This window comes from Cupriavidus sp. LA-1 (genome assembly GCF_055385985.1).
Genome location: NZ_AP031388.1, coordinates 1,100,401 through 1,123,780, shown reverse-complemented (window position 1 = coordinate 1,123,780; position 23,380 = coordinate 1,100,401). Strand labels below are relative to the sequence as shown.

The following is a 23,380-nucleotide window of genomic DNA, read 5'->3' as shown; positions in this document are numbered from 1 at the left end:
GAAAGGAGAACCCATGACCTATCAAATGAAGCCGCTGGCATGCGATCCGGCCAACTTGCCAGGTTTGTCCGAGAAGCTGATCGTCAGCCACTACGAGAACAACTATGGCGGTGCGGTGAAGCGCCTGAATGCGATCGCGGCGGACATTGCCGCCCTGGATGTGGCAGCCGCCCCCATTTTTCTTCTAAACGGCTTGAAGCGTGAGGAGCTGATCGCCACGAATTCCATGATCCTGCATGAGGTGTACTTCGATAGCCTCGGCGATGGCGGGCCGCTCGAGGGCAACCTGAGGGATGCCATCGAACGCGACTTCGGCTCGGTCGCGCGCTGGCAGGCCGAGTTCACGGCGATGGGCAAGGCGCTTGGCGGTGGCTCGGGGTGGGTGTTGCTCGCCTACTCGCCGCGCGACCGGCGCCTCGTCAACCAATGGGCTGCGGATCATGCCCATACGCTTGCCGGAGGCACACCGATCCTGGCGCTCGATATGTACGAGCACGCCTATCACATGGACTATGGCGCCAAGGCAGCGGCCTACGTCGACGCGTTCATGAATAACGTCCATTGGCGACAAGTCTGCGCTCGTTTCGAGACGGCGGCGCAGCGATAGGGCGGAGGTGCCAGGACATGCCCAAGCCAATTTCCCCGAGTGAGCTTGCCGCGACGATGCAAGGTCCGGTCCCTGTGCAGTTGATCGATGTGCGACGCCCGGAAGCCTTCGAGGCCAGTGCAAAGATCCTGATCGGCGCCTTCTGGCACGATCCCGCGGACATTGAAAGCTGGATCACGGCCATCGACGCCTCCCGACCTGTTGTCGTCTATTGCGTCCGCGGCCATCAGGTAAGCCAGGACTGTGCCACGCGGCTTGAGCAGGCGGGACACAGCGTCACGTATCTCGACGGTGGTATCGAACAGTGGGTCGCGGATAGTCACCCCACGGCCAGCAAACCATCACGGAGCGAATCATGAAATGGATTACGCGCGAGCGCCCCAAGATCGACCGAATCGCTTGCCCATGGCTGATTGCCCGGTTCGTCGATGAGCGGCCGGAGTTCCTGTACGTGCCCCCTGGCGATGTCTTGCGCATTGCCGGCGAGACCGGTGCGATTCCATATGACATCCCCGGCGTCGAGCTGTCGCATGTCGGCGAGTTGTGCAGCTTCGATGCCTTCCTCGGCAAGTACGATCTTGGTGGCGACGCTGCCCTGCAGCAGGTGGCCGGCATCGTGCGCGGCGCGGATACCTCACGATTGGATCTGACCCCTCAGTCAAGTGGGCTTTACGCGATCTCTCTCGGCTTGTCCCAAGTCTTCGCCGATGACCATGAAATGCTCGAACATGGCATGGTGATGTACGACGCGTTGTATGCGTGGTGTCAAAGCTGTCAGGCGGAAACGCATCAGTGGCCACCCAGGATGCCCGGATGAACGCAAAACCGCCATCATGGGCATACCGCACTTCATCGCGATGGGCCCTTGCATTCGTAGCGATGGTGTTCGGCTTGGTTGTCCACACCCATGCCGCACAGCCAGGCCCGGTGGATACGATACCGCTGCAACATGTAGGCGACTATTCGTTGCCGGGCACCACAACGCGATGGGATTACCTTAGCCTGGACCCGGCCACGTCGCGACTATTCATTGCGCACCTTGGCGATAGTGCGGTTGTCGTGATGGACACCAGGACCAAAGGCATCGTGGGCACGATCAACGGTGTTGGCCACGTCCACGGTACGCTTGCCGTTCCGGAGCTTGGTCGTGTGTATGCCTCAGCGACCGCGACGAACGAGATCGTGGCAATCGACGCGAATACGCTAAAGACCGTCGCCCGCATCCCCGGTGGCGTTTATCCCGACGGCATTGCTTATGCGCCGGATGTCGGCAAGCTATATGTCTCCAATGAAACTGGCAACACGGAATCCGTGATCGACGTCCGCTCGAACCAGCGGATCGCTACCATTGAGCTGGGCGGCACCGTAGGCAACACCCAGTACGATCCCGTTTCGAAGCATATTTTTGTCAATGTCCAGGGACGCCGGACCCTGGTTGAGATCGATCCACGCACAGACAAAGTCGTCGATCACATCCCGCTGCCCGGTGCCGACGGAAACCATGGGTTGCTCATCGCGCCACAGCAGAGACTGGCGTTCATCGCCTGCGAAGGGAATAGTCGCTTGCTCGTCCTGGATCTGAAAGGCAAGCGGCTCGTCGCGACCTTCCCAGTTGGCCGGAGCCCTGACGTTGTGGCTTACGATCGGGATCTCGCGCAGGTTTATGTGGCCAGTGAGTCGGGCGTGCTGTCGATTTTCAAGGTCACGGCTACCGGCGTAACGAAGGTCAAGGAGGGCTTTGCCGGACCGAATGCGCACAGCTTGGCGGTCGATCCCGTTACGCACGAGATATATCTTCCCTTGAAGGACGTTGACCATCGCTCTGTGATGCGCGTAATGAAGCCTTGAGGCTTGTCATCGCTCAGGATCGGCGGCCAAGAGCGCTTCGGTCCGTCGGTGTGCTCCCCTACGGCGCCTTGGAGTTGCCGAACGAGCTGGCGTGACGATTGTGGTCGTTGGCCGTTGGTAGCGTGGGACTGCACGCCGAACTCGCCCGGATGCGAGACAATAACGGGTGTGCTCCTGCAAGCGACAGTCGACATGTCAGTCCGATCCGCTGCCCCTGCCTTGGCTGCTGCGCTGCTGTTCGGCGCAAGCACACCCTTGGCCAAGACGTTGACCGGTGCGATTTCACCGATTCTTCTCGCTGGCCTCCTGTACTTGGGAAGTGGTCTTGGCTTGACGGCCGTGCTGCTCGCCAGGAGGCTGATAGCGAGAGCGGGAGATTCCGCTCCCGCAGTCTCGTCAATCCCGCGACGCGAAATCCCTTGGCTGCTTGGCGCGATCCTTGTCGGTGGCGTGGCCGGTCCAGCACTTTTAATGACTGGCCTCGCAACGACGGGTGCGGCGGCAGCCTCGCTCCTGTTGAATGTCGAAGGCGTGTTCACGGCGCTCATCGCCTGGGTCGTGTTCAAGGAGAATGCCGACCGACAGATTGTGCTCGGCATGGTCGCCATTGTTGCAGGGGGCGCACTACTTTCCTGGCAACCCAACGCAGCAGCATTGTCCTTGGGGGCATTGCTGATTGTGGCTGCTTGCGCATGCTGGGCAATCGACAATAATCTGACCCGAAAGGTGTCGTCAAATGATGCGGTAATGATTGCCTGCCTGAAGGGCCTGGTCGCCGGGACATGCAATACAGGGCTTGCAATAGCGGCAGGCAATACGCTGCCCGCCGCACTGCCATTGATCTGGGCAATGGTGGTCGGCTTTGTTGGCTACGGTGTCAGCCTGGCGCTCTTTGTGATTGCGCTTCGTCATCTCGGCACGGCACGAACAGGAGCGTATTTCTCCGTGGCGCCACTCTTTGGCGTAGTGATTTCTCTCGCCCTGTGGCCCGAGATGCCGAGCATTCTGTTCTGGCTCGCCGCGGTACTAATGGCGCTTGGCGTTTGGCTGCACCTGCGCGAGCGGCACGATCACGTGCATACGCATGAGGCGATGGAGCACACGCATCCACACCGTCACGACGAGCATCATCAACACACACATGATTTCCCTTGGGATGGCAAGGAGCCACATGTCCATGCCCACGTGCACGAAACCCTTGTTCACAAGCACCCGCACTACCCGGACATTCACCACAGGCATTCGCACTAGCCCGGGACTCTGGCGCGGTCGTGATCATTTTTCTCAATTGAGTTGGCTTTGAGGTCAATGAACCTCCCGTAGTGGCGACGAGTGGTAGTCTGAGGAGTGACTGTCGATCGACCGGGCATGTTCAGGGGCGCACGCTTCCTGGATCAACGCAGCGCACGATGTCAGCCCTGCTCCCAGGCGCTGCACCATCCCTTCGCTGCGACATCCTTGTCGCCAAACAACACGCAGCCGCCGGCAGCGCTGCCCTCGTCACCCTGATAGAGCTGACAGTTGGCGCAGGTCTGGGAGAGCTTGTGGCTGGGGTATTTCTGCGGATCGACCTTGGAAGAGTCGGCCTTGTAGCCTAGCTTGAGCGCCTGCGGCTCCTGGTCGCCCAGCATGGCCGCGGCGCGGGCCTGCCGACTGCCGAGGACCGCTGTGGCCACCAGTCCGGTGGTCAGCGCGAACGGAAGGTAGCCAAGGAATTGTCGTCTGCGCGGCATGGTGGGGCTCCTCTGTGTTGGGGGGCGGGCATGTGCCAGCCGTACGGGACAGAGGTTACAGGTTTGTCTACGCGCTGAGTAGACACAAGGCCATCATGGCGAACCATGGCGCGCCGCCGTTCCCTTCGCCGTCGTGAACAGCTGAAAGGTCATACCCTGGCCGCTCGCCGGCAAGGCGAGCAGCCAGGGTCGGCAAGGATCATCGGAGCGCGCGGTTCAGGAAATCGCGGGTTCGACCGTTGGCCAGGGCCGCGGCGGCGGCATCGTAATGAGCGCCATTGTTGCGAGAGAACGCGTGGCGCTGGCCGGGGTAACTGTAGACCGCGGCATCCGGCTTGCCGGCGAGAGCCGCCTTGATCGCCTGTTGAGCTGGCCCGGGGATGAACTCGTCTTCCTCTCCCAGGTGCATCAACAGCGGCGCATGCAGGCTGCCCACCTCATCAAGGTACCTTTCGGTGTCGCTGCCATGGTAGGCCACGGCGGCGTCAACCTCGGAGCGGACTGCTGTCAGGAAGGCCATCAGGCCGCCAAGGCAATAGCCCAGGACGGCGACTTTTCCGGTGCACTCGGGTAGTTCGGCCGTGGTCTTGACAGTATCCTTGACGTCCTTCACGCCGGCGTCCCGATCGTAAGCCAGGTACAGACGCAGCCCATGCTGCCAGTCAGGTTCCGAACTGACGTCGAGGTCGACGCCAGGCTCTTGTCGCCAGAACAGATCGGGCGCCACCGCAATGAAGCCCAACCCGGCCAACTCATCGCAGTGCTTGCGGATATCGGCGTTCACCCCGAACACTTCCTGCAGGACGACGACAGCCGGCGCGGGCAGATCGGCCGGCCGCGCAATATAGGCGCCGAAGGCGCCGTCCTGGCCCTCGATGACGATACGATTTCCCATCGTTTTCTCCTTCGGTGACTACAGTTCCCGGATTTCCGCCGATATCGTTCCGGACCGCCTATCCCTGCCTGGCGGCGACCGCGGCGCAGGCCTTGCGGATCACGTCGAGCACCGTATGCGGCTGCGAGAGCATCGGGACGTGGCTGGTGTTGAGCTCGACGGTGGGTGGCGCCCATGCGCCTGGCGGCGAAGCGTTCCAGGTCCGGATGGACGGTTCTGTCCTCTGTGGCCACGATCGACCAACTCGGCCTCGTACGCCAGGCGATCCCCTCGAGCTTCTGGATAGGAGGTCAGCTGGGCACCTGCCAAATATTGCATGCGCTGCAAGGGGGCGGTTGACCGCTATCCGGGCGCAGCCGCCGCTTGGCTGGTGCCGTCCATTGGCCGTAGAGAATCGGCGCCGATTGCGGGAGGTGAATGCATTCCTCATCACTGAAGGGCTGCCGCACAACCGCATTCCGCGTAAGATGTAGAGGATCAGCCACAATGCCCCCGCCAAGCGTGTCAAAGCGAATCGCAGACGCATGGCGCAGCGGTTACTGCCATCCACCGGGAGCGCGATGAACACGACCACCTTCAATCCGCAGGAAATCGTGACGAGCATCATTGTCCACGAGGTCGCGCCCGACGACGCCGAGCAGTACGAAACGTGGCTCGCGGACATCCGGGCCGCGTGCTCCAGGTTTGCCGGCTACCTGAGCACCGATGTGGTCCGTCCGGTCGGCGCGAGCCGCGAGTACGCGACCATCGTCCGCTTCGCCGACTTCAAAAGCCTCAGCGCCTGGATGGAATCCGATGTGCGTCGCCAACATATTGAGAGCATGCGGCCGTCTCTGCGGCAAGGCGACCGATACGAGATCAGGACCGGCCTCGATTTCTGGTTCACACCAAAGAGCGCACCGGTCAAGGTTCCAACCGCGTGGAAGCAGTGGCTCATCACGTGGAGCGCCATTCTGCCGATCAGCATCGTCGTGCCATGGGGCGTCGTGCCTGCGCTTACGCGCCTGGGCTTCGCCCATGACTCGTTCATCGACAAGGCAGCCGTGACGGCGGCAATCGTGTTCCTGATGGTTTACGTTGTGATGCCGCGCTATACACGGCTCGTTGCACACTGGCTGTTCAAGTGACCAGCATGTACCTGGCGCGCTGCAGCGGCGCTCAAGCCGCGCAGCGTGCGTTTGCGCGCGTCATCATGCGGGGTCCGGAGCATGGGGCCGAGTTGCATTCCAGTCGCCGGCTAGTTGTTCCTGCGCGGCGATGATCCGGGTCAGCTTTCATTGTGCGGGACGGTGATGCGGCGACGGGTGCGGGCCTCAACGTCGTACGTGTTGAAGTCATTCATCGTTCTGCCATAGATGTGCAGACTGACCGCGCGGGACCGCCCAGCTGGAACGCCGGTAACGTGAATGTGATCGGGATTGGGTACGAAGCTGGTCACGGATCCGCTCCGTAGCAGGACGATGCCCCCACGCACCAGGTCTATCCCTTCGTCGGCGCCGCGATCCGGTGACACCCTCACATAGGCACGTTCCTCCAGAACGCCCTCGACCACGCCGACGACACCCCAACTTCCGTGGTCGTGTACCGGTGTCCATTGGCCTGGAAGCCAAACGAGCGCGTACAGCGAGAGCCCTTTGTCCGGGGCCTCATAAATGAGGTTACGGGTATAGCCCGCGTCGCTGCTCCGATAGTGATGTGGCTGCAGAAACGTGCCAGCATGCTCGATTAGATTGAGCATCAGCGGAGCGAGCGCCAGCACGCTGTCGGCCGGCTCCGACTGTAGTTGGCTTCGGGCGGTGGCCTGGTTGATGAAGCTGTCGAGAACGTGTGAGGTCATGGGCAATTTGTGCCTCCGGCCGGCTCGCGGACGATCCGCGAAGCCAGTCGTTCCGACACTGTTGAACTGGCGAGCCGAGGGATTGTAGTTCAAGTCAGAACACTACACTAGGCGGGGCTTTTTTGCGCTTCAATGGGATGGGATTTTCTGCGCAGATAGCGGGTCATGGGGGCCTCGAATTTCAAGTAAAAGATATAGCCAAAGAGCACGGCAATTGAAATCGCCCCAATCCAGATCATGTCACCATAGACGATTCGTGCGCGGTCCAGTTTAGTCAGGACTCGACCGATGAGGGGCAGTACAAAGATATGAGTGAGATAGAGTGAATAGGAACTGTCGCCGAGCAGGCGCAACATTTTTGGCCAGCGGGTGCCGCCGCTACGCTCGATGAGCGCGGTGCCAGCCACTATCAAGGCTGCCGGCAGCCCCCATGCGAGAACGCGCCAGTGCAGGTCAATATCCTCTCGAATTGATGCTGTCGCAAGTGCGCCGCCCAGGGCAAGTACAACAAGGACGGCGCGTCTGGATACCGGAGGCGCCTGCTGGTAGATCCGACCGGCAATGCATCCGAAGACAAATTCTGTCGTGATGGGATCTGTGAGAAATGCCAGAAACCCTTGCTGTTGCATGGCGAAGCCCGCGGTTGCGGTAGCCCCAAAAATAAAAATCAGGCCTGGGATGCGGACTTCCCGTCTTAGGAGAAGCATTGCTGCGAAGACCAGATAAAACAGCATCTCGTATGAGAGGGTCCATCCAACATAAAGGATAGGGTAGGTAATGCCTGCGGCCCTATCCAGGGTCGGTATGAACAGGCAGGACGCCAAGGTAATAACCCAGTCGAAATGGGCAGTGTTGAATACGGATGGTGCTGCGGCGAGCGCCAGCGTCATCAATCCGGTCAGCACCCAATAGACTGGTGCGATTCGTATGATGCGATCGAGCATGAATTTGCATGCGGCGTCAATCCCGCGCGGTCTGTCGCCTGCGGTGACCACCATCACAAAGCCGGAGATGACGAAGAAGATGTCGACACCGATCCGCCCCCAATGGTCGAGCAGATTGGCCAGATGGACGGTCCAGCCATTTCTCTGAACAAGTAGCGCCGCATGGAAGCAAACCACGAGCAGAGCCGCTACCCCGCGAAGCGATTGGATGCCGGAAAGAGTTGTTTGGCGCACGTTTTTTTGAAACGGAAAATTATCGATAGCTCGCGATTTTCGACGGCAACGGCGACCACTGCGGGAAGCATTGCCAGAACGTCCGGTAATCCCGTACCGGATAATCGTGCAGCGCAGCGAAATTGTGGAAGAATTGGCCGGTGTGTGCCTGGAGGACCGCGGTAAATGCGGTCATTTGCGATGCAGCAGCGCGCTCGGGCGTGCTGCTATAAACGGGAACGCGCACCATGGTCGCGCTGGGGCAGGGCGACGCGTCGAAGAGGTAAAAGCGATCCATCCGATCCTCCACTGAGACCGGTGCACACCGTTCGAAGCAACGGCGTGTTCTGATGATCCAGACTAGTGGCTCGCCATTTCTTTCTCGGTGCGAAATCGCACGAACTATTCCCGAAAGTTCCTCCTGGAATGGTGTGGGCGAATCCACGAGATCCTGATGCGGACCCTGGGGCGGCACGTTTCGATCGGCGACGACCAGGAAGCGTGAGGGGCTACATATCGAGGCCGGAGCGCTGAAGCATCAGGCGCGAAGCGGGCAACCCTGACCGAGGCGCGCTTCAAGGTCTTGACGCAGCGCTTTTAGCTCGACGATGCGCAGGTCGACCATCTGCAATTTTGCCCTCAGCAACGCTTCCAGTTCTCGTTCGGGGTCAACTGCCGCCTTGACACGTGCACCATGCGTGCGAATCTCGTTGAGGGTGAAGCCGAGCGTTTGAGCGGTTCGCACGTACTGAAGCCAGGCAAGGACTTCCGGCCCATAGTCACGATAGCCGTTGGTCCGCCTGCGGGCTTCGAGCAGACCTTCTTTCTCATAGAAGCGGAGCGCATCTCGCGACAGCCCGGACAACTCCGCCAGTTCACCTATTCGCATAGTGCTCCGAGAAAATTGATGCGCGGCGGCATGTATTCCCCTTGACGTTGGTGTGCACTCCAGGGTTGAGACTATAGACGCTAACACCGGAGAGCGCTATGTCTTACCCAAACCGATATCTGAAAATTGTCCGAGCCAGCGCCTGGTACGACGTTATTGCCACCGCCGCCTTCACGACGCCCTGGACATTTGAAGTTTTCTGGCGCGTCATGAATCAGATCGCTGCCAACCTGGCGCTCGCGCCGATGCCGGTTTTCGATCCCATACACGTGCTGTTTGCTAACCTGCTTGGCTCTGTTGTCCTGGTTTGGGCAGCAGTACGCCTATGGCGGACAACGCCAGGCTACGGCGTCTTCGACGGGATTGCCCGGGCATTGTTCGCGATGTGGCAAGCGGTGGCCCTTCACCAGGGCGCGAGCCCCCTGATCTGGCCATTCCTGGCCGCAGAGTTGGCCTTCGGCGCGGCGCAGTTGCTTCCGCTCCTGCGCGGCCCGTGGAGAACGCGACTGTTCGGCGCCTCGACTTGACGTGTGAATGGTCATGGTTATCCCGCAGGTTCTGCGGGATACATTACGTCAGGGCCCAGGCCCTAGTTTTGGTGGCAAACCACTTCAATGTTGTGCCCGTCCGGACCAATGACGAACGCTGCATAGTAGTTCGCGTGGTAGTGCGGGCGCAGACCAGGCGCGCCATTGTCTTTGCCACCCGCCTCCAGAGCCGCGCGATAGAAGGCTTCGACCTGCTGGCGATTCTCGGCCGTGAACGCCAGGTGAAGATGCGCCGGCTTCTCCTCGGTCTGGTACAGGCACAATGACGCCTTACCCTTTGGGCTAAGTTCGACACCGTACGTCGGCGGCCCCTCCGATGCAATCGCTACGCCGAGCGGTTCGAGTGCCTTGAGGAAGAACGCCTTGCTCGCTGCATAGTCGCTGACTCCGAATTTGACATGGTCAAACATGAGTGCTCCGGAAGTGTGTGTGGGCCTGCGCGCGCATCCTAACCCTTCCATCAAGGGGACGTCCACAAGCGGGCCTGGCCCACCGGCGGCCGCCCCCGCATGTCAAGCTTTCCGTGAGGGGTTTGTCATCGCTTCGTCGAGTTTCTCCATAAGAAACTCGGCGAAGACCGTTACCGCGGGCGGTACCGGTGGGCGGCTCGTGTAGACCAGCTGCAGGCCGAGGCCGGTGCTCGTGCGCCGATAGGTCGGCAGCACGCGCACCAGTTTCCCCTGCGCGATGACCGGCTCGACGATTAGCTGCGGCACCAATGCAATACCCAGTCCGGCTGTACAAGCCTGCGCCAGCACTCGCATGTCGTTGACCGCGAACCGGCTGTTGATCGACAACTCCTGAGTGCCGCGTGGACCCTGCAGACGCCACGCGCCTCGACCCCGGCGATTGGAAATCGTCAGACAGTCGTGCTCGGATCGACGACCTGCTATGGTGGACCAAAGCGCTGCAGACCGCGCGGGCAAGCTGACGATAACGCCGACTGGCAGTCAGGGCACGTTCATCGGCAGCAGCACCATCTGTTTGCCCCGCAAGTGCAGGCGCGCCTGCAGTTCTACCGGGGTCTGATTGTGCAACCATGCGGTCAGGAAATTGACCTGCTGAAAGATGAGTTTGCTGGCAAAGCAGACGCTGTTTGGATATTCCTCCAGCACGGCTTCGGCAAGCTTCATGAATTCGCGTACCGGGTCTGTGCCGAATGCCACCCGGGAATCCGCTGCAAGGCCGTGGCGGTGACAATGGCCGACGTAGTAGCGTAACGACGCGCCAATCGCATTCTGCAGGCGATGGAGGGCTTCTTGTCCTTCATAACTATGGGCATCGACCTCGCCCACCGCCAGGAAGATCACATTCTTGAAATGGCCGGGGAATAGCCGCTCGACCCACAGCAAGGCATGCATGCTGACGCCGCGATGCTTGCCCACCAGCAAGACGGCCGTGGGTTGGGCCGGATCGAGCGGCCGGATCCGGCTGGCATCGACCGACGGCGGATTGCCCGCAAAGAGCTCATCTTCGCGCGCGAGCTCGGCGCGCGTCTCGGTGTAGTGGCGCTTGATAAGGAAGCACACGCCAACGACGGCGCTTGTGACCAGCACGGTCAGCCAGCCGCCGGCGGTAAATTTTTCGACCAGGGTAATGACAAGTACGGTCGCGGTGACGGTGAAGCCCAGCACCGAGAGGGCGAACCGGATGATCCATTGGCCGCCCTCATGGCGGTGGCGCCACCAATAGATGCACAAGCCAAACAGCGACAGGCTGAAGGTCAGGAATACGTTGATGCTGTAGAGGACCACCAGCACCGCGACCTGGCCGTGTGTCCACAGCAGGATCAGAAGACTGGCGAGCCCCATCACGATGACGCCGTTTTGCCGGACCAGCCGGGTCGAGAGGTCGCGAAAGTGCCGGGGGACCCAGTAATCCCCCGCCATATTGGACAGCACCGCGGGCCCGTCCAGGAAGCCGGTCTGGGCCCCGACCAGCAGGAGCCCCGCTTCGAATGCGAGCACGGAGGCCAGCAGCGCATGGCGGGCAAAATCCGACCCCAGCCCAAGGTTGTCGATGATGTTGGCGAATACGACGGCGTTCAGTGTCTGCCCTTCGGCTGGCTTGGCGTTCCAGAGCATGTAGAGGAGGATGATGCCCCCTGCCGTGAAGGCGAGCGAGGTTGCCATGTAAAACATCGTCCACTTTCCATTGGGGACGCGGGGCTCGGCCAGCATATTGACATTGTTCGACACGGCCTCCAGGCCGGTATAAGTGCCGCCACCCAGCGAGAATGCACGCATCAGGATAGCGGCTACCGCCATGGGCCCGACGACTTGCGAAAGCTTCGACGCTTCGCCCACGGCGTCCGGTACCACGGCAACGAGATGATCGGCGTGGGCGACGATGCCATAGGAAATCAACCCCAGGTGCAGCACGACGAAGCCAAGAAAGATCGGCATCAGGATCAGGATCGACTCCTTCATCCCGCGAAAGTTGAGGCCGGTCATTAGTGCCACCAGCACCAGCTCCGTCGCCAGCTTGAACGCCTGCGCCCCGACCGGCAGCAGGCTGAAGAAGGCATCGACGCCGCTGGCCAGCGAGGTGGCCACGGTCAGCACATAGTCCACCAGCAAGGCCGCGCCGGACACCAGCCCGGGACGCGGACCGAGCAGTGCCGTGGCCACTCGATAGCCACCGCCCCCGGTAGGGAAGAGTTCGATGACCTGGTTGTACCCGACCGCAATAATGAAGACCGTCGCCGCCGTGGCGAACGCGAGGAACACTGCCAGCGGAGTGTGCGCGCCGAGCGCGAGGAAGGCTTCCTCCGGGCCGTAGCAAGACGAGGAGAGACCGTCCGCGCCGAGTCCGACCCAGGCAAGAACCGGCGCGACAGCGATCGCGTGACGGGTCCCTGGGTCGAGCGGATCGAGCGGCTTGCCGGCCAGGACCTTCCACCACCTTGATAATTCCGCCATTTTCGCCACCCGGCACGCTAATGCAACGCAGCACGCGAGGCGCCGCGCTCGGACTCAGGGCTGGCGGCGTCGCGGCGCGGGTGCCAGCGGAAGGGGTTGATAGCCCTTTGGGAATAATGTAGGCGCAACGGCGGCAGGCACCCAAGCTCGCAACGGCCGGCTGCAGGGGCTTCCCAACGCTTCAGGCGCTCGGCGCTCAGTCCATATCGCTCGGCGGCAAGCGGGGCCTCCGTGGAGCGCGCCGAGCCGGCAGGCCCTGAGGGTGGCTCTCAGTGGGCAAGCCTGTCAACGCATCGAGGCACGGATGCAGACGGATAGACGACAAGCGCAGGGTGTGCATGACTGGTGCGTGGCCGGTGCACCGTGAACTCGGATGGGACCTGTGCGTGCGGGGGGGCATTGACCAGCGTGACGGGAACGCGGGAGCGTCGCATGACCTTGGCCGGCGTACCGGCGCCTGCCAGGGCCAGGACCCGCGCCCAGGCTGACAGGCCCAACACGATACCGTCGCATTGGCACGCCTGTGCGGCATTCAATATCGTGTTCGCGGGCGCACCGATGCCGATCTGCGCCACGTAATCCACGCCGGAATCGTCAAGGATTTCGCCTGCACGTGCCAGTGCGGCTTCCCCTTCCCTGCGTTCTCGCTCTCGCAGCTCGGCGAGGGAGTGGTAGGCACTGGCCCTTCCATGCTCAATCGGCGCTTGCGCGTTGAGCAGCACGACCTGCACGACGCTGCCCTCTCGGTAGAGGAACGCTGCATGCCGGACGGCCCATAACGAACTATCTGAGCCGTCAACAGCGACGAGGAGCTTGATCATGGCGGTTCAACACTGGTAGCGGCAAATCCTATGCAACCAGCGTATGCAAGGACGCGTTTACCGTGCATCAATAAATGGCGGCAGTGCATAAAGATCTGATAAAGAAGCATTGGTCGGCCGGGCGGTTCCTGACCCGATGCCCTCGGGCGGCAAGCCAGGTGCCTTGTCGCGGGCAGCTCTGGCATCACCTCCGAGCCGATATCAGGGGGCAAGCCGGCACTAAAGTGCCTTTGTTCTCGCTTGCCGCACCCGCTTCCCACCATCTTTATGCGTTCTTTATACGCACCGGCCACCTTTCTACCCTGTTTTTACTACCCCGTCGCTAAGCTGCAAACCGGAAATCACGCAAGGGTGTTTAGTCATGGACGGGATCTTTCTGATCGTATTAATCGGCTTCGCCGTGCTTAGCGCAGCCCTGCTGGGGCTTTGCGCCGTGCTGGCCCCGCAATCTTCGGCGGGCACCGGGCAGGGCGGTCCGCATCACCAGGTGCTGGGAAAGAACAGCGCGTCGGACAGGGGGCAGTGATGAGCTGGACCGATCTGCTGAGCGGCGCGCTGGCCGCAGCCATTTTTGTTTACCTCCTTGTTGCGCTGTTCCGGCCGGAGAAATTCTGATGTCCTCCCAATTCGTGGGCCTGCTGATCCTGTATCTCGCAATCCTCCTGGCTTGCGCGCCATTCCTCGGCCGCTATCTGCGGCGGGCCGTGGAGGATGGCCGCTACGCGCTGACCGCGTGGGGCCGCCCCCTGGAGCGATTGCTGTATCGCCTGGGCGGCGTGCGCGCCGATGCCGAGATGGGGTGGAAGCAGTACACCGTCGCGGTGCTTGCCTTCAACCTGCTTGGCGTGGTGGCGGTCTACGCGCTGCAGCGTCTGCAGGGCCTGTTGCCGCTGAATCCGCAGGGCTTTGGTGCGGTCACGCCCGACTCGGCCTTCAACACCGCCATCAGTTTTGTCACGAACACCAACTGGCAAGGCTATTCCGGTGAGTCGACCATGGGCTATCTGACCCAGATGCTCGCGCTCACGGTGCAGAACTTCCTGTCGGCCGCAACCGGCATCGCGGTGGTGTTCGCGCTGATTCGCGGCTTCGCGCGCCAGAGTGCGGCCACCATCGGCAACTTCTGGGTCGACATGACCCGGACCACCCTGTATGTACTGGCGCCGATTGCCACGGTGATCGCGCTGGCCTTTGTCAGCCAGGGCGTGATCCAGAATTTCGATGCCTACAAGGAAGTCAGCCTTGTGACGGCGGTCGAATACAGCCAGCCCAAGGTCGATGGCGCCGGCCAGCCGGTGCTCGATGCACAGGGCAAGCCGGTCATGGAGGCCATGAAGACGGACAAGCAGACCCTGGCAATGGGGCCGGTCGCCTCGCAAGAGGCCATCAAGATGCTTGGCACCAATGGCGGCGGCTTCTTCAACGCCAACTCGGCGCATCCGTTCGAGAATCCGAATGCCCTGGCCAACTTCATCCAGATGCTGGCAATCTTCCTGATCCCCGCGGCGCTTTGTTTCACATTTGGCGAGATGGTGGGAGACAGGCGGCAGGGGGTGGCCGTGCTGGCCTCCATGACGGTGATCTTTGTCGCCATGGCTTGCGTTGCCGCGATGTCCGAACAAATGACCAATGCTGCGTTGTCCGGCTTGCCGGTCGACCATGCCAGATCCCTGTTGCAGGCCGGCGGCAATATGGAGGGCAAGGAGACGCGCTTCGGCATGGCGGCGTCGGCGCTGTTCGCCACCATCACGACCGCGGCTTCGTGCGGCGCCGTCAATGCCATGCACGACTCCTTCACCGCCATCGGCGGGCTGGTGCCGATGCTGCTGATTCAACTGGGCGAAGTGGTGTTCGGCGGCGTCGGTTCGGGGCTGTACGGCATGCTCGTCTATGCGGTGCTTGCCGTGTTCATCGCCGGCCTGATGATCGGCCGCACGCCGGAGTACCTGGGCAAGAAGATCGAAACCTATGAAATGAAGATGACCGCCGTCGCGATCCTGGTCACGCCGCTGCTGGTGCTGCTCGGCACGTCCGTGGCGGTAATGGCCGAAGCGGGGCGCGCGGGCGTATTCAATCCGGGTACGCACGGCTTCTCGGAGATCCTTTACGCGCTTTCGTCGGCGGCCAACAACAACGGCAGTGCGTTCGCCGGCCTCTCCGCCAACACGCCGTTCTACAACACGCTGCTGGCGGCGGCCATGTGGTTCGGGCGCTTCTGGATCATCATCCCGGTGCTCGCGCTGGCAGGCTCGCTCGCGGCCAAGAAGCGCGTGCCGCCCAGCGGCGGCACGATGCCCACGCACGGTCCCCTGTTCGTTGTCCTGCTGGTGGGGACGGTGCTGATGGTGGGCGCGCTGACCTACGTGCCGGCCCTGGCGCTCGGACCGGTTGCCGAGCAGCTCCAGGGCGCGGTGACGGCCACCGCGGCGAAGTAAGACGACCACTGACGAAGACATATCGAGCATTCCGACACGTCTGGTACCGCGCTGCGATGCAGCGGCGGGTGCCGGGTGTCTCCAGCGGATTGCGGAGAAACCATGCAACATGATTCGATGGCCCCGGCGGCCAAGCGCAGCGGCACGACGCCCGACGCTTCTACTTCCGACACGCTCCAGGCGAAGGGCGCGCCGGTGTCCGGGCTGCAACGCGATGCCTACCCTCCCCACCATCATCGCCCGGCACCGCGCAGCATGTTCGCGCCGGAACTGGTCAAGCCTGCGCTCGCCGCGGCCTTCCGGAAGTTGTCGCCGAGGGACCAGTTGCGCAACCCGGTGATGTTCGTCGTCTATGTGGGCAGCATCCTGACGACCATCCTCTTCTTCCGGGGGCTGTTTGCGCCGGCGGCGGCGCCTGGCGGAGAAAGCGCGGGCTTTATCCTGGCGGTGTCGGTCTGGCTGTGGTTCACGGTACTGTTCGCCAATTTTGCCGAGGCGATGGCAGAAGGGCGGAGCAAGCAGCAGGCCGAGGCGCTGCGCGGCCTCAAGACCACGGTCACCGCGCGTGTGCTGAAGGAAGGCAGCCGCGGCGGCGCCACCGAGGCCCGTCCAGCGACGGCGCTGCGGCGCGGCGACATCGTGCTGGTGCAGGCCGGCGAGATGATCCCCGGCGACGGCGAAGTGATCGAGGGCGTGGCCTCGGTTGACGAGAGCGCCATCACCGGCGAATCCGCGCCGGTCATCCGTGAATCAGGCGGCGACTTCTCCTCGGTGACCGGCGGCACGCGCGTGCTGTCTGACTGGATCGTGGCGCGCATTACGACCAACCCGGGCGAGAGCTTCATCGACCGCATGATCACGATGGTCGAAGGCGCCAAGCGGCAGAAGACACCGAATGAGCTGGCCCTGACCATCCTGCTGGTCGGCCTGACCCTCGTGCTGCTGCTGGCCACGGCCACGCTGCAGCCGTTCTCGCTCTACAGCGTCCTGGTGACAAAGGCCGGCATGCCGGTGACAATCACCGTACTGGTGGCGCTGCTGGTCTGCCTGATCCCCACCACCATCGGCGGATTGCTGTCGGCCATCGGTGTTGCCGGCATGAGCCGGATGATGGAAGCGAACGTGATCGCCACGTCGGGCCGTGCGGTCGAAGCCGCCGGTGACGTGGACGTGCTGCTGCTGGACAAGACCGGCACGATTACCCATGGCAACCGGCAGGCATCGCGCTTTATCCCGGCGCCGGGCGTGTCGCTGCTGCAGCTCGCGGAAGCGGCGTGGCTGTCGTCGCTGGCCGACGAGACCCCGGAAGGCCGCAGCATCATCACGCTGGCGCGCCAGCAGCCGGGGCTGACGGCGCCGGCGATGGCAAGCCTGAAGCCGGAGTTCGTGCCGTTCAGTGCCCAGACCCGCATGAGCGGTGTCGATCTGAGCGATGGTGGCAGCGAGCGTAACGTGCGCAAGGGCGCAGCCGATGCCGTGCGCCGGTACGTGACGGATCGCGCCGGCAAGTTCCCCGATGCGGTCTTGCAGGCCGTTGATGAGGTCGCCCGTGTCGGCAGCACGCCGCTGGTGGTAGCGGACGGCAACGGCGCTACAGTGCGCGTGCTTGGCGTGATTGAACTGAAGGACATCGTCAAGACCGGCATTCGCGAGCGCTTCAGCGAACTGCGCAAGATGGGCATCAGGACCGTCATGATCACCGGCGACAACCGCCTGACAGCGGCCTCGATCGCCGCCGAAGCCGGCGTTGATGACTTCCTGGCGGAAGCCACGCCCGAAGCCAAGCTCAAGCTGATCCGGCAGTACCAGGCCGAAGGGCGGCTGGTTGCGATGACCGGTGACGGCACCAACGATGCGCCGGCACTCGCCCAGGCCGACGTCGCCGTGGCGATGAACAGCGGCACGCAGGCGGCCAAGGAAGCCGGGAACATGGTGGACCTGGACAGCAACCCGACCAAGCTGATCGAGATTGTCGAGATCGGCAAGCAGATGCTGATGACGCGCGGCTCGCTGACGACCTTCAGCGTCGCCAACGACATCGCCAAGTACTTCGCGATCATCCCGGCGGCGTTTGCCACCACGTATCCGCAGCTTAACCTGCTGAATGTGATGGGGCTCGCCACGCCGGCATCTGCCATCATGTCGGCAGTGATCTTCAATGCGCTGATCATCGTCGTGCTGATTCCGCTTGCGCTGAAGGGCGTGGTCTACCGGCCGCTGGGCGCCGCGGTATTGCTGCGCCGCAACCTGCTGATCTACGGTCTTGGCGGCATACTAGTGCCGTTTGCGGGTATCAAGTTGATCGACATGATCCTTGCCCTGTTTGGCTGGGTCTGATTTCCCTCGGAGCTTTCATGAATACGCAAGCGCAGTCCCCGCAGGCATCCTCGCCTCCCGAGCAGGCGGGCCTTGTCCGGCCGATGGTGGCGGTGTTTATCGCGCTGTCGCTGATTACCGGCCTGTTGTACCCCGGCGTGATTACCGCCATCTCCAAAGCCGTGTTTCCGCATCAGGCAGGCGGCTCGCTGATCGAGAAGGACGGCAGGGCCGTCGGATCGGAACTGATCGGCCAGCCGTTCTCCGACCCGAAGTACTTCTGGGGCCGGTTGTCGGCGACCGCGCCGATGCCGTATAACCCCGCGGCTTCGGGCGGTTCGAACCTGGGTCCCACCAATCCGGCGCTGACCGACGCGGCGCGTGCGCGCATCGACGCGCTGCACACCGCTGACCCCGACAACCAGGCGCCGGTGCCGGTGGACCTGGTCACGGCATCCGGAAGCGGGCTGGATCCGCATATCAGTCCTGCCGCGGCCGGGTACCAGGCCGCGCGCGTTGCCCGGCTCCGGGGGATTCCCGTCGAACAGGTGAGGCAGCTGATCGCCGCGAGCACCGAAGCGCCGTTGCTGCCGGTACTGGGCGACCCGGGCGTCAATGTCCTGAAGCTGAACCTTGCACTGGACGGCGTTGCACCAAGGCGATGAAGATCCTGAAGATCGGGCGATCCTTGGGGGACTGCACGCCCCCCACAGCGGCAGAGGCCCCCGGATATGAGGCTGGCCGGGACTGCCTGTGCCAGGGTCAAGGGTGAGCCTTCCCATGCCTGACATCGAATCCCGCGATGCCGGCGCACGGCCCGACCCCGACGCGCTGCTGCAGTTGGTGCAGGCCGAAGGTGAGCGGGCAGCGCGCGGCAAGCTCAGGGTCTATTTCGGCGCTTCGGCCGGCGTAGGCAAGACCTTTGCCATGCTTACCGCGGCGCGGGTGGCGTCCGCGCAGGGCACGGATGTCGTCATTGGCATCGTGGAGACCCACGGCCGCGCGGAGACCGAAGCGCTGATTGCCGGTATCGAGCGGCTGCCGATGAAGGATGTGCCGTACCGCGAGCGGGTGCTCAGGGAGTTTGACCTTGACGCGGCCCTGGCCCGGCAACCAGCGCTGATCCTGGTGGACGAGCTGGCGCATTCCAATGCGCCGGGAAGCCGCCATCCCAAGCGCTGGCAGGACATACAGGAACTGCAGGCCGCCGGCATCGACGTCTGGACCACGGTCAACGTGCAGCACCTCGACAGCCTGAACGAGGCTGTGGGTGGCATCACGGGTATCCGTGTGTGGGAAACCGTGCCCGACATCGTCTTCGACAGCGCAGACGAAGTGGTGCTGGTCGACCTGCCCGCCGATGAACTGTTGCGCCGGCTGAAGGAAGGCAAGGTCTACCTGCCCGAGCAGGCCCGGCATGCGGCGCGCAACTTCTTCAGGAAAGGCAACCTGATCGCCCTGCGCGAACTGGCGCTGCGCCGCACCGCCGATCGCGTCGACGACGATGTCCGTGCCTGGCGCCAGTCCGAAGCCGTGCAATCGGTCTGGCGGACCCGCGAGGCAGTGCTCGCCTGCATCGGCAGCGGCGACGATGCCGAGCAGGTCGTCAAGAGTGCCCGCAGGCTTGCCGGCCAGCTTGATTGCGACTGGCATGTGGTGACGATCGCCACGCCGAGGCTGGCGCCGCCGTCCAATGCCGCCAGGGTCCGCCTGCAGACGGCCATGCGCCTTGCCGAGGAGCTGGGCGCGCGCACCGAGACACTGGCCGGCAACGACATGGTCCAGGCCATTGTCGGCTATGTCCGGCGCCACAACCTGACCAAGGTGGTGATCGGGCGGGCGCCGGCAGACTGGCGCCGGGGCGGGGCCTCGCTCGCGGAACGGGCGCGGTCGCTGCTTGGCCTGGCCTTGTCGCCCTTTGTGAATGCGCCAGCCTGGTTGTTCGGACGCCGCAGCTTTGCCGATGCGCTGGCGCTCGGGTGCCCGGAGATCGATATCATCCGCGTGGCGGCCGACACGACCCGTGCCGACATTCGCCCGCGCCACGGCGCCGACGAGCCGGAAGCCCCCGAGGCTGCCGACGGGGCCACACGCAAGGACTACCTCTGGGCCGCCGTATGGTGCGCGGGGGCCACGGCACTGTCGGCGCTGGCGTATCCCTGGTTCGATATCGTCAATATCGCCATGCTGTTCCTGGCGGCGGTGGTCGGGGTCGCGCTTCGTCATGGCCGCGGACCGGCCGCGCTGGCCTCGGTACTGGCCGTGGCGGCTTTCGATTTCTTCTTCGTGCCGCCGCGGCTGTCATTTGCCGTGAGCGATGTGCAATACCTGCTGACTTTCCTGGTGCTGCTTTCCGTCGGCCTGGTCATTGGGCAACTGACTGCCGGCTTGCGTGAACAGGCGCAACTTGCCGTGCAGCGGGAAGAAGACGCACGCACGCTGTACGAACTGGCGCGCGAGCTGTCGGCCGCGCTCATGCCGGACCAGATCGTTTCGATCGGCAGCCGCTTCCTGCGCGCCGCATTCGATGCCAACTCGGCCTTCTTCCTGGTTTCGCCGGAGGGGCGCCTGCTGTCGCCGGTAACCGATGCCGGCCAGCAAGACACCCGTGCGCGCACCGACTCGATCGACCGTGTGCTGGCGGAGTGGGTATTCCATCACGGCCAGCCGGCCGGCACTGGCACGCATACGTTGCCGGGCAGCACCGTGCTGTATCTGCCGCTGAAGGCGCCGATGCAGACCCGGGGCGTGCTGGCGGTGGAACCCGCGGTCACGCGCGCCTTTGCGCAACCCGCGCTGCGGCGCCAGGTCGACGTCTTCTGCACCCTGATCGCCATTGCGATTGAACGGTTGCACTACGTCGAGGTCGCGCAGCAGGCCTTGCTGTCGATGGAGTCCGAGCGTTTGCGCAGCTCGTTGCTGGCCGCCGTGTCCCATGATCTGCGCACCCCGCTGACCAGCCTGATCGGCATGGCAGAAACCATGCAGCGCAGCGAACCCGCGCTGGCGCCGCCACTGGACGAAACGGTAGCCGCCATGCTTGAGCAGGCAAAGCGGATGCGGACGATGGTGGTGAACCTGCTCGACATGGCGAAGCTGCAGAGCCGCGATGTCCGCACGAACAAGGAATGGCAGTCGGTGGAGGAACTCGTTGGCGCCAGCCTTGCCGCCATGCGCGATGCCCTCGGACGCCATCGCGTCATCGTCGCCGACTTGTCCGGGGTACCTCTGGTCGAATGCGATGCCGTGCTGATTGAACGCGTGCTGTGCAACCTGCTGGAGAACGCCGCCAAGTACACACCGGCGGGCACCGAGATCCGGCTGTCTGCCGCACAGGTCGACGATGAAATCAGGATCGCCGTCGAGGACGACGGCCCCGGCGTCCCCAAAGGCAAGGAGCGGCAGATCTTCGAGAAATTCACGCGTGGCGAGCGCGAGTCTGCCACTGCGGGTGTCGGCCTGGGCCTTGCCGTGTGCGAGGCCATCATGCAAGCGCATGGCGGGCGCATCTGGGTGGAACCGGCGCAGCGGCCGGACTTGCCCGGCGGGCAGGCGGGCGCGCGCTTTGTGTTCGCATTGCAGCGCGGCATTCCGCCGGCAGTGGAGCCGGAGCCGGTCGATGCCGGGTAAGCCGCCACACACACAACGGAGGGGGCTCATGCCATTTGATTTTTCCCCAACGATTCTGTTCGTTGAGGACGAGCCACACATCCGGCGCTTTGTCCGCTCGGCACTGGAGTCCGAAGGCTGCACCGTGCATGAGGCGGAGTCGCTCAAGCGCGGATTGATTGAGGCGGGCACCAGGCAGCCTGATCTTGTCATACTCGACCTGGGGCTGCCGGACGGCGATGGGGTGCAATTGATTCGCGAGATGCGTACGTGGACCGAAGTGCCGGTCCTTGTCCTGTCCGCACGCAGCGGGGAAGCCGACAAGATCGGCGCGCTCGATGCAGGCGCGGACGACTATCTGACCAAGCCCTTCGGCGTCGGGGAACTGATCGCGCGCCTGCGCGTTCTGCTGCGTCGGCATGCCAGGGCCAACCCGCAAGGCTCCCACCAGATCACGTTCGGCGACGTCCACATCGATCTTGCCAACCGGCTGGTCACCCGTGCCGGACAGGACGTGCATCTGACCCCGATCGAGTATCGGCTGCTGGCGGTCCTGATCGCCCATCGCGGCAAAGTCATGACGCACCGGGAATTACTGCGAGAGGTCTGGGGGCCTTCACAGGCGGAAAGCAGCCAGTACCTGCGCGTCTACATGGGACATCTGCGTCATAAGCTTGAAGCGGACCCGGCACAGCCTGCCCACCTGCTGACGGAAGTGGGGCTGGGCTACCGGTTTGCCGGATAGCATCGGACCCCCCGCATCTTTATTGAATCTGCACGCAGGCATTGCCGCTTTTGATACATTTTTTAGGTGTCAGGCCATATCGTGACGAGGCTCCCGGCGACCGGGATTTTCTCAACTTCTGTCACAAGAAAAATGACTGACCTGCGCCATACCGCGGCTGCGCTGCTTGCGTGTTCCGTACCTTCCATCATCCTGTTCGCCGCCATGCCCGCCATGGCGCAATCCCAGCCAGACGCCGCGACGTCCGCAGCGGCTCCGGCATCGCCGCATACGTTCACGGCCAACGTCTCGCTGGTCTCGGACTACCGCTACCGCGGTATCAGCCAGACCAACCTGCGCCCGGCCATCCAGGGCGGTTTTGACTACGCGCATGAGAGCGGCTTTTACGTGGGCAACTGGAACTCGAGCATCAGCTGGCTCGAAGATGCCAACCCGTCGGTGTCAGCGCCGGTCGAAATGGATTTCTACGGCGGCTTCAAGAACACGCTCAAGGTATCTGACCTCGAACTCAACTATGACCTGGGCGTGCTCGAGTACTACTACCCGGGCGGCTACAACAACCCGCGTCCGTACACCACGGAGCTGTACGCAGGCATCGGCTGGGGCCCGGTGTTCCTGAAGTACTCGCATGCCGTGACAAACCTGTTCGGCTTCAACGACAGCAAGAACAGCTACTACGTCGACCTGAGCGCCAACGTGCCGCTGAATTTCTGGGACCTGACGCTGAATGCGCATGTGGGTTACCAGGGCGTGACGCACAACAGCGACGCCTCGTACACCGACTGGAAGATCGGCCTGACCAAGGACCTGGGCAAGGGCTTTGCGCTGGCGGTGGCCTACGTGGACACCAACGCCAGGGAATCGGTCTACACCAGCGTGAACCGCGGCCGCTACTTGGGCAAGGCCGCGGCCTGGGCTTCGCTGACGAAGACGTTCTGAGCGTATGAGCTTTGCCGGCGCTGCTTATCTTGATGCCGATTTAACGCGTGACCCGCATATCCTTGCATCAAATTTAGGCG

At 63.0% G+C, this 23,380-nt stretch carries 25 protein-coding genes; 15 read left to right on the top strand and 10 right to left on the bottom strand.

The window, feature by feature from the left end; all coding sequences use genetic code 11:
• Positions 1-13: 13 nt before the first annotated feature.
• The 5 genes from ACZ5MJ_RS24330 to ACZ5MJ_RS24310 all read left to right on the top strand — a co-directional run bounded on the left by ACZ5MJ_RS24330 (position 14) and on the right by ACZ5MJ_RS24310 (position 3,706).
• Positions 14-607, top strand: coding sequence for a superoxide dismutase (locus tag ACZ5MJ_RS24330; protein WP_464226224.1), 594 nt, complete (start codon positions 14-16; stop codon positions 605-607).
• A gap of 17 nt (positions 608-624) precedes the next feature.
• Positions 625-966, top strand: a complete 342-nt coding sequence (gene chrE / locus ACZ5MJ_RS24325; RefSeq protein ID WP_464226223.1) for a rhodanese family chromate resistance protein ChrE — start codon at positions 625-627, stop codon at positions 964-966.
• Entirely contained in the window at positions 963-1,424 is a 462-nt protein-coding gene (locus tag ACZ5MJ_RS24320) for a chromate resistance protein ChrB domain-containing protein (protein WP_464226222.1), read from the top strand. Before chrE ends, ACZ5MJ_RS24320 begins: the two co-directional genes overlap by 4 nt.
• Positions 1,421-2,455 (top strand): YncE family protein, encoded by a 1,035-nt coding sequence (locus tag ACZ5MJ_RS24315; protein ID WP_464226595.1) that lies wholly within the window; start codon positions 1,421-1,423, stop codon positions 2,453-2,455. Before ACZ5MJ_RS24320 ends, ACZ5MJ_RS24315 begins: the two co-directional genes overlap by 4 nt.
• Before the next feature lie 192 nt (positions 2,456-2,647).
• The gene (locus tag ACZ5MJ_RS24310) at positions 2,648-3,706 is read left to right on the top strand and encodes a DMT family transporter (protein ID WP_464226221.1); all 1,059 of its coding nucleotides are present in this window, start codon (positions 2,648-2,650) and stop codon (positions 3,704-3,706) included.
• 161 nt (positions 3,707-3,867) lie between these two features.
• Here the strand turns inward: ACZ5MJ_RS24310 and ACZ5MJ_RS24305 are convergent, their stop codons facing one another.
• Together ACZ5MJ_RS24305 and ACZ5MJ_RS24300 are read right to left on the bottom strand one after the other, a co-directional pair.
• Positions 3,868-4,188: a high-potential iron-sulfur protein gene (locus ACZ5MJ_RS24305; protein ID WP_464226220.1), complete on the bottom strand. Its 321-nt coding sequence runs from the start codon at positions 4,186-4,188 to the stop codon at positions 3,868-3,870.
• Between the two features lie 199 nt (positions 4,189-4,387).
• Positions 4,388-5,083 (bottom strand): dienelactone hydrolase family protein, encoded by a 696-nt coding sequence (locus ACZ5MJ_RS24300; protein ID WP_464226219.1) that lies wholly within the window; start codon positions 5,081-5,083, stop codon positions 4,388-4,390.
• A gap of 560 nt (positions 5,084-5,643) precedes the next feature.
• On the opposite strand from ACZ5MJ_RS24300, the gene ACZ5MJ_RS24295 reads away from it, so the two are divergent.
• Entirely contained in the window at positions 5,644-6,210 is a 567-nt protein-coding gene (locus tag ACZ5MJ_RS24295) for an antibiotic biosynthesis monooxygenase (RefSeq protein ID WP_464226218.1), read from the top strand.
• A 140-nt stretch (positions 6,211-6,350) separates the two neighbouring features.
• Here ACZ5MJ_RS24295 and ACZ5MJ_RS24290 read toward each other — a convergent pair whose 3' ends face one another.
• The 4 genes from ACZ5MJ_RS24290 to ACZ5MJ_RS24275 all read right to left on the bottom strand — a co-directional run bounded on the left by ACZ5MJ_RS24290 (position 6,351) and on the right by ACZ5MJ_RS24275 (position 8,966).
• Complete coding sequence (locus tag ACZ5MJ_RS24290; protein WP_464226217.1) at positions 6,351-6,920, bottom strand: cysteine dioxygenase family protein; 570 nt, start codon at positions 6,918-6,920, stop codon at positions 6,351-6,353.
• 107 nt (positions 6,921-7,027) lie between these two features.
• On the bottom strand, positions 7,028-8,098 hold the full coding sequence (locus tag ACZ5MJ_RS24285; protein WP_464226216.1) for an acyltransferase family protein: 1,071 nt from the start codon (positions 8,096-8,098) through the stop codon (positions 7,028-7,030).
• Positions 8,099-8,117: 19 nt separating this feature from the next.
• Positions 8,118-8,375, bottom strand: coding sequence for a hypothetical protein (locus ACZ5MJ_RS24280; protein WP_464226215.1), 258 nt, complete (start codon positions 8,373-8,375; stop codon positions 8,118-8,120).
• 240 nt (positions 8,376-8,615) lie between these two features.
• A complete protein-coding gene (locus ACZ5MJ_RS24275) occupies positions 8,616-8,966 on the bottom strand; it encodes a MerR family transcriptional regulator (RefSeq protein ID WP_464226214.1) in 351 nt (116 codons plus the stop codon).
• Positions 8,967-9,064: 98 nt separating this feature from the next.
• On the opposite strand from ACZ5MJ_RS24275, the gene ACZ5MJ_RS24270 reads away from it, so the two are divergent.
• The gene (locus ACZ5MJ_RS24270) at positions 9,065-9,493 is read left to right on the top strand and encodes a hypothetical protein (RefSeq protein WP_464226211.1); all 429 of its coding nucleotides are present in this window, start codon (positions 9,065-9,067) and stop codon (positions 9,491-9,493) included.
• 62 nt (positions 9,494-9,555) lie between these two features.
• On the opposite strand, the gene ACZ5MJ_RS24265 is transcribed toward ACZ5MJ_RS24270, so the two are convergent.
• The 4 genes from ACZ5MJ_RS24265 to ACZ5MJ_RS24250 all read right to left on the bottom strand — a co-directional run bounded on the left by ACZ5MJ_RS24265 (position 9,556) and on the right by ACZ5MJ_RS24250 (position 13,256).
• Positions 9,556-9,924 (bottom strand): VOC family protein, encoded by a 369-nt coding sequence (locus ACZ5MJ_RS24265; protein WP_464226210.1) that lies wholly within the window; start codon positions 9,922-9,924, stop codon positions 9,556-9,558.
• 102 nt (positions 9,925-10,026) lie between these two features.
• Positions 10,027-10,440 (bottom strand): LysR substrate-binding domain-containing protein, encoded by a 414-nt coding sequence (locus ACZ5MJ_RS24260; protein ID WP_464226209.1) that lies wholly within the window; start codon positions 10,438-10,440, stop codon positions 10,027-10,029.
• 24 nt (positions 10,441-10,464) lie between these two features.
• Positions 10,465-12,435 (bottom strand): APC family permease, encoded by a 1,971-nt coding sequence (locus tag ACZ5MJ_RS24255; protein ID WP_464226208.1) that lies wholly within the window; start codon positions 12,433-12,435, stop codon positions 10,465-10,467.
• 269 nt (positions 12,436-12,704) lie between these two features.
• Positions 12,705-13,256 carry a universal stress protein gene (locus ACZ5MJ_RS24250; RefSeq protein ID WP_464226206.1) on the bottom strand — a complete coding sequence of 184 codons (552 nt, stop codon included), beginning with the start codon at positions 13,254-13,256 and terminating at the stop codon, positions 12,705-12,707.
• A 361-nt stretch (positions 13,257-13,617) separates the two neighbouring features.
• Here ACZ5MJ_RS24250 and ACZ5MJ_RS24245 point away from each other — a divergent pair, with 361 nt between their 5' ends.
• The 8 genes from ACZ5MJ_RS24245 to ACZ5MJ_RS24210 all read left to right on the top strand — a co-directional run bounded on the left by ACZ5MJ_RS24245 (position 13,618) and on the right by ACZ5MJ_RS24210 (position 23,300).
• On the top strand, positions 13,618-13,782 hold the full coding sequence (locus ACZ5MJ_RS24245; RefSeq protein WP_464226205.1) for a hypothetical protein: 165 nt from the start codon (positions 13,618-13,620) through the stop codon (positions 13,780-13,782).
• Positions 13,782-13,871, top strand: a complete 90-nt coding sequence (kdpF, locus tag ACZ5MJ_RS24240) for a K(+)-transporting ATPase subunit F (RefSeq protein ID WP_078199188.1) — start codon at positions 13,782-13,784, stop codon at positions 13,869-13,871. The genes ACZ5MJ_RS24245 and kdpF overlap by 1 nt, the downstream gene beginning before the upstream one ends.
• Positions 13,871-15,691 carry a potassium-transporting ATPase subunit KdpA gene (kdpA, locus tag ACZ5MJ_RS24235; protein ID WP_464226203.1) on the top strand — a complete coding sequence of 607 codons (1,821 nt, stop codon included), beginning with the start codon at positions 13,871-13,873 and terminating at the stop codon, positions 15,689-15,691. Before kdpF ends, kdpA begins: the two co-directional genes overlap by 1 nt.
• A 102-nt stretch (positions 15,692-15,793) precedes the next feature.
• A complete protein-coding gene (gene kdpB / locus ACZ5MJ_RS24230) occupies positions 15,794-18,028 on the top strand; it encodes a potassium-transporting ATPase subunit KdpB (RefSeq protein ID WP_464226201.1) in 2,235 nt (744 codons plus the stop codon).
• A gap of 17 nt (positions 18,029-18,045) precedes the next feature.
• Positions 18,046-18,672, top strand: a complete 627-nt coding sequence (kdpC, locus tag ACZ5MJ_RS24225) for a potassium-transporting ATPase subunit KdpC (RefSeq protein WP_464226200.1) — start codon at positions 18,046-18,048, stop codon at positions 18,670-18,672.
• A 115-nt stretch (positions 18,673-18,787) separates the two neighbouring features.
• Positions 18,788-21,637, top strand: coding sequence for a DUF4118 domain-containing protein (locus ACZ5MJ_RS24220; protein WP_464226199.1), 2,850 nt, complete (start codon positions 18,788-18,790; stop codon positions 21,635-21,637).
• Between the two features lie 28 nt (positions 21,638-21,665).
• Positions 21,666-22,361, top strand: coding sequence for a two-component system response regulator KdpE (kdpE, locus tag ACZ5MJ_RS24215; RefSeq protein WP_464226197.1), 696 nt, complete (start codon positions 21,666-21,668; stop codon positions 22,359-22,361).
• A 132-nt stretch (positions 22,362-22,493) separates the two neighbouring features.
• Entirely contained in the window at positions 22,494-23,300 is an 807-nt protein-coding gene (locus tag ACZ5MJ_RS24210) for a TorF family putative porin (RefSeq protein ID WP_464226196.1), read from the top strand.
• Positions 23,301-23,380 lie beyond the last annotated feature (80 nt).

Coding starts and splice junctions, on each gene's coding strand:
- ACZ5MJ_RS24330 (WP_464226224.1), top strand. CDS start 14: ATGACCTATCAAATGAAGCCGCTGGCATGCGATCCGGCCAACTTGCCA.
- chrE (WP_464226223.1), top strand. CDS start 625: ATGCCCAAGCCAATTTCCCCGAGTGAGCTTGCCGCGACGATGCAAGGT.
- ACZ5MJ_RS24320 (WP_464226222.1), top strand. CDS start 963: ATGAAATGGATTACGCGCGAGCGCCCCAAGATCGACCGAATCGCTTGC.
- ACZ5MJ_RS24315 (WP_464226595.1), top strand. CDS start 1,421: ATGAACGCAAAACCGCCATCATGGGCATACCGCACTTCATCGCGATGG.
- ACZ5MJ_RS24310 (WP_464226221.1), top strand. CDS start 2,648: ATGTCAGTCCGATCCGCTGCCCCTGCCTTGGCTGCTGCGCTGCTGTTC.
- ACZ5MJ_RS24305 (WP_464226220.1), bottom strand. CDS start 4,188: ATGCCGCGCAGACGACAATTCCTTGGCTACCTTCCGTTCGCGCTGACC.
- ACZ5MJ_RS24300 (WP_464226219.1), bottom strand. CDS start 5,083: ATGGGAAATCGTATCGTCATCGAGGGCCAGGACGGCGCCTTCGGCGCC.
- ACZ5MJ_RS24295 (WP_464226218.1), top strand. CDS start 5,644: ATGAACACGACCACCTTCAATCCGCAGGAAATCGTGACGAGCATCATT.
- ACZ5MJ_RS24290 (WP_464226217.1), bottom strand. CDS start 6,920: ATGACCTCACACGTTCTCGACAGCTTCATCAACCAGGCCACCGCCCGA.
- ACZ5MJ_RS24280 (WP_464226215.1), bottom strand. CDS start 8,375: ATGGATCGCTTTTACCTCTTCGACGCGTCGCCCTGCCCCAGCGCGACC.
- ACZ5MJ_RS24275 (WP_464226214.1), bottom strand. CDS start 8,966: ATGCGAATAGGTGAACTGGCGGAGTTGTCCGGGCTGTCGCGAGATGCG.
- ACZ5MJ_RS24270 (WP_464226211.1), top strand. CDS start 9,065: ATGTCTTACCCAAACCGATATCTGAAAATTGTCCGAGCCAGCGCCTGG.
- ACZ5MJ_RS24265 (WP_464226210.1), bottom strand. CDS start 9,924: ATGTTTGACCATGTCAAATTCGGAGTCAGCGACTATGCAGCGAGCAAG.
- ACZ5MJ_RS24255 (WP_464226208.1), bottom strand. CDS start 12,435: ATGGCGGAATTATCAAGGTGGTGGAAGGTCCTGGCCGGCAAGCCGCTC.
- ACZ5MJ_RS24250 (WP_464226206.1), bottom strand. CDS start 13,256: ATGATCAAGCTCCTCGTCGCTGTTGACGGCTCAGATAGTTCGTTATGG.
- ACZ5MJ_RS24245 (WP_464226205.1), top strand. CDS start 13,618: ATGGACGGGATCTTTCTGATCGTATTAATCGGCTTCGCCGTGCTTAGC.
- kdpF (WP_078199188.1), top strand. CDS start 13,782: ATGAGCTGGACCGATCTGCTGAGCGGCGCGCTGGCCGCAGCCATTTTT.
- kdpA (WP_464226203.1), top strand. CDS start 13,871: ATGTCCTCCCAATTCGTGGGCCTGCTGATCCTGTATCTCGCAATCCTC.
- kdpB (WP_464226201.1), top strand. CDS start 15,794: ATGCAACATGATTCGATGGCCCCGGCGGCCAAGCGCAGCGGCACGACG.
- kdpC (WP_464226200.1), top strand. CDS start 18,046: ATGAATACGCAAGCGCAGTCCCCGCAGGCATCCTCGCCTCCCGAGCAG.
- ACZ5MJ_RS24220 (WP_464226199.1), top strand. CDS start 18,788: ATGCCTGACATCGAATCCCGCGATGCCGGCGCACGGCCCGACCCCGAC.
- kdpE (WP_464226197.1), top strand. CDS start 21,666: ATGCCATTTGATTTTTCCCCAACGATTCTGTTCGTTGAGGACGAGCCA.
- ACZ5MJ_RS24210 (WP_464226196.1), top strand. CDS start 22,494: ATGACTGACCTGCGCCATACCGCGGCTGCGCTGCTTGCGTGTTCCGTA.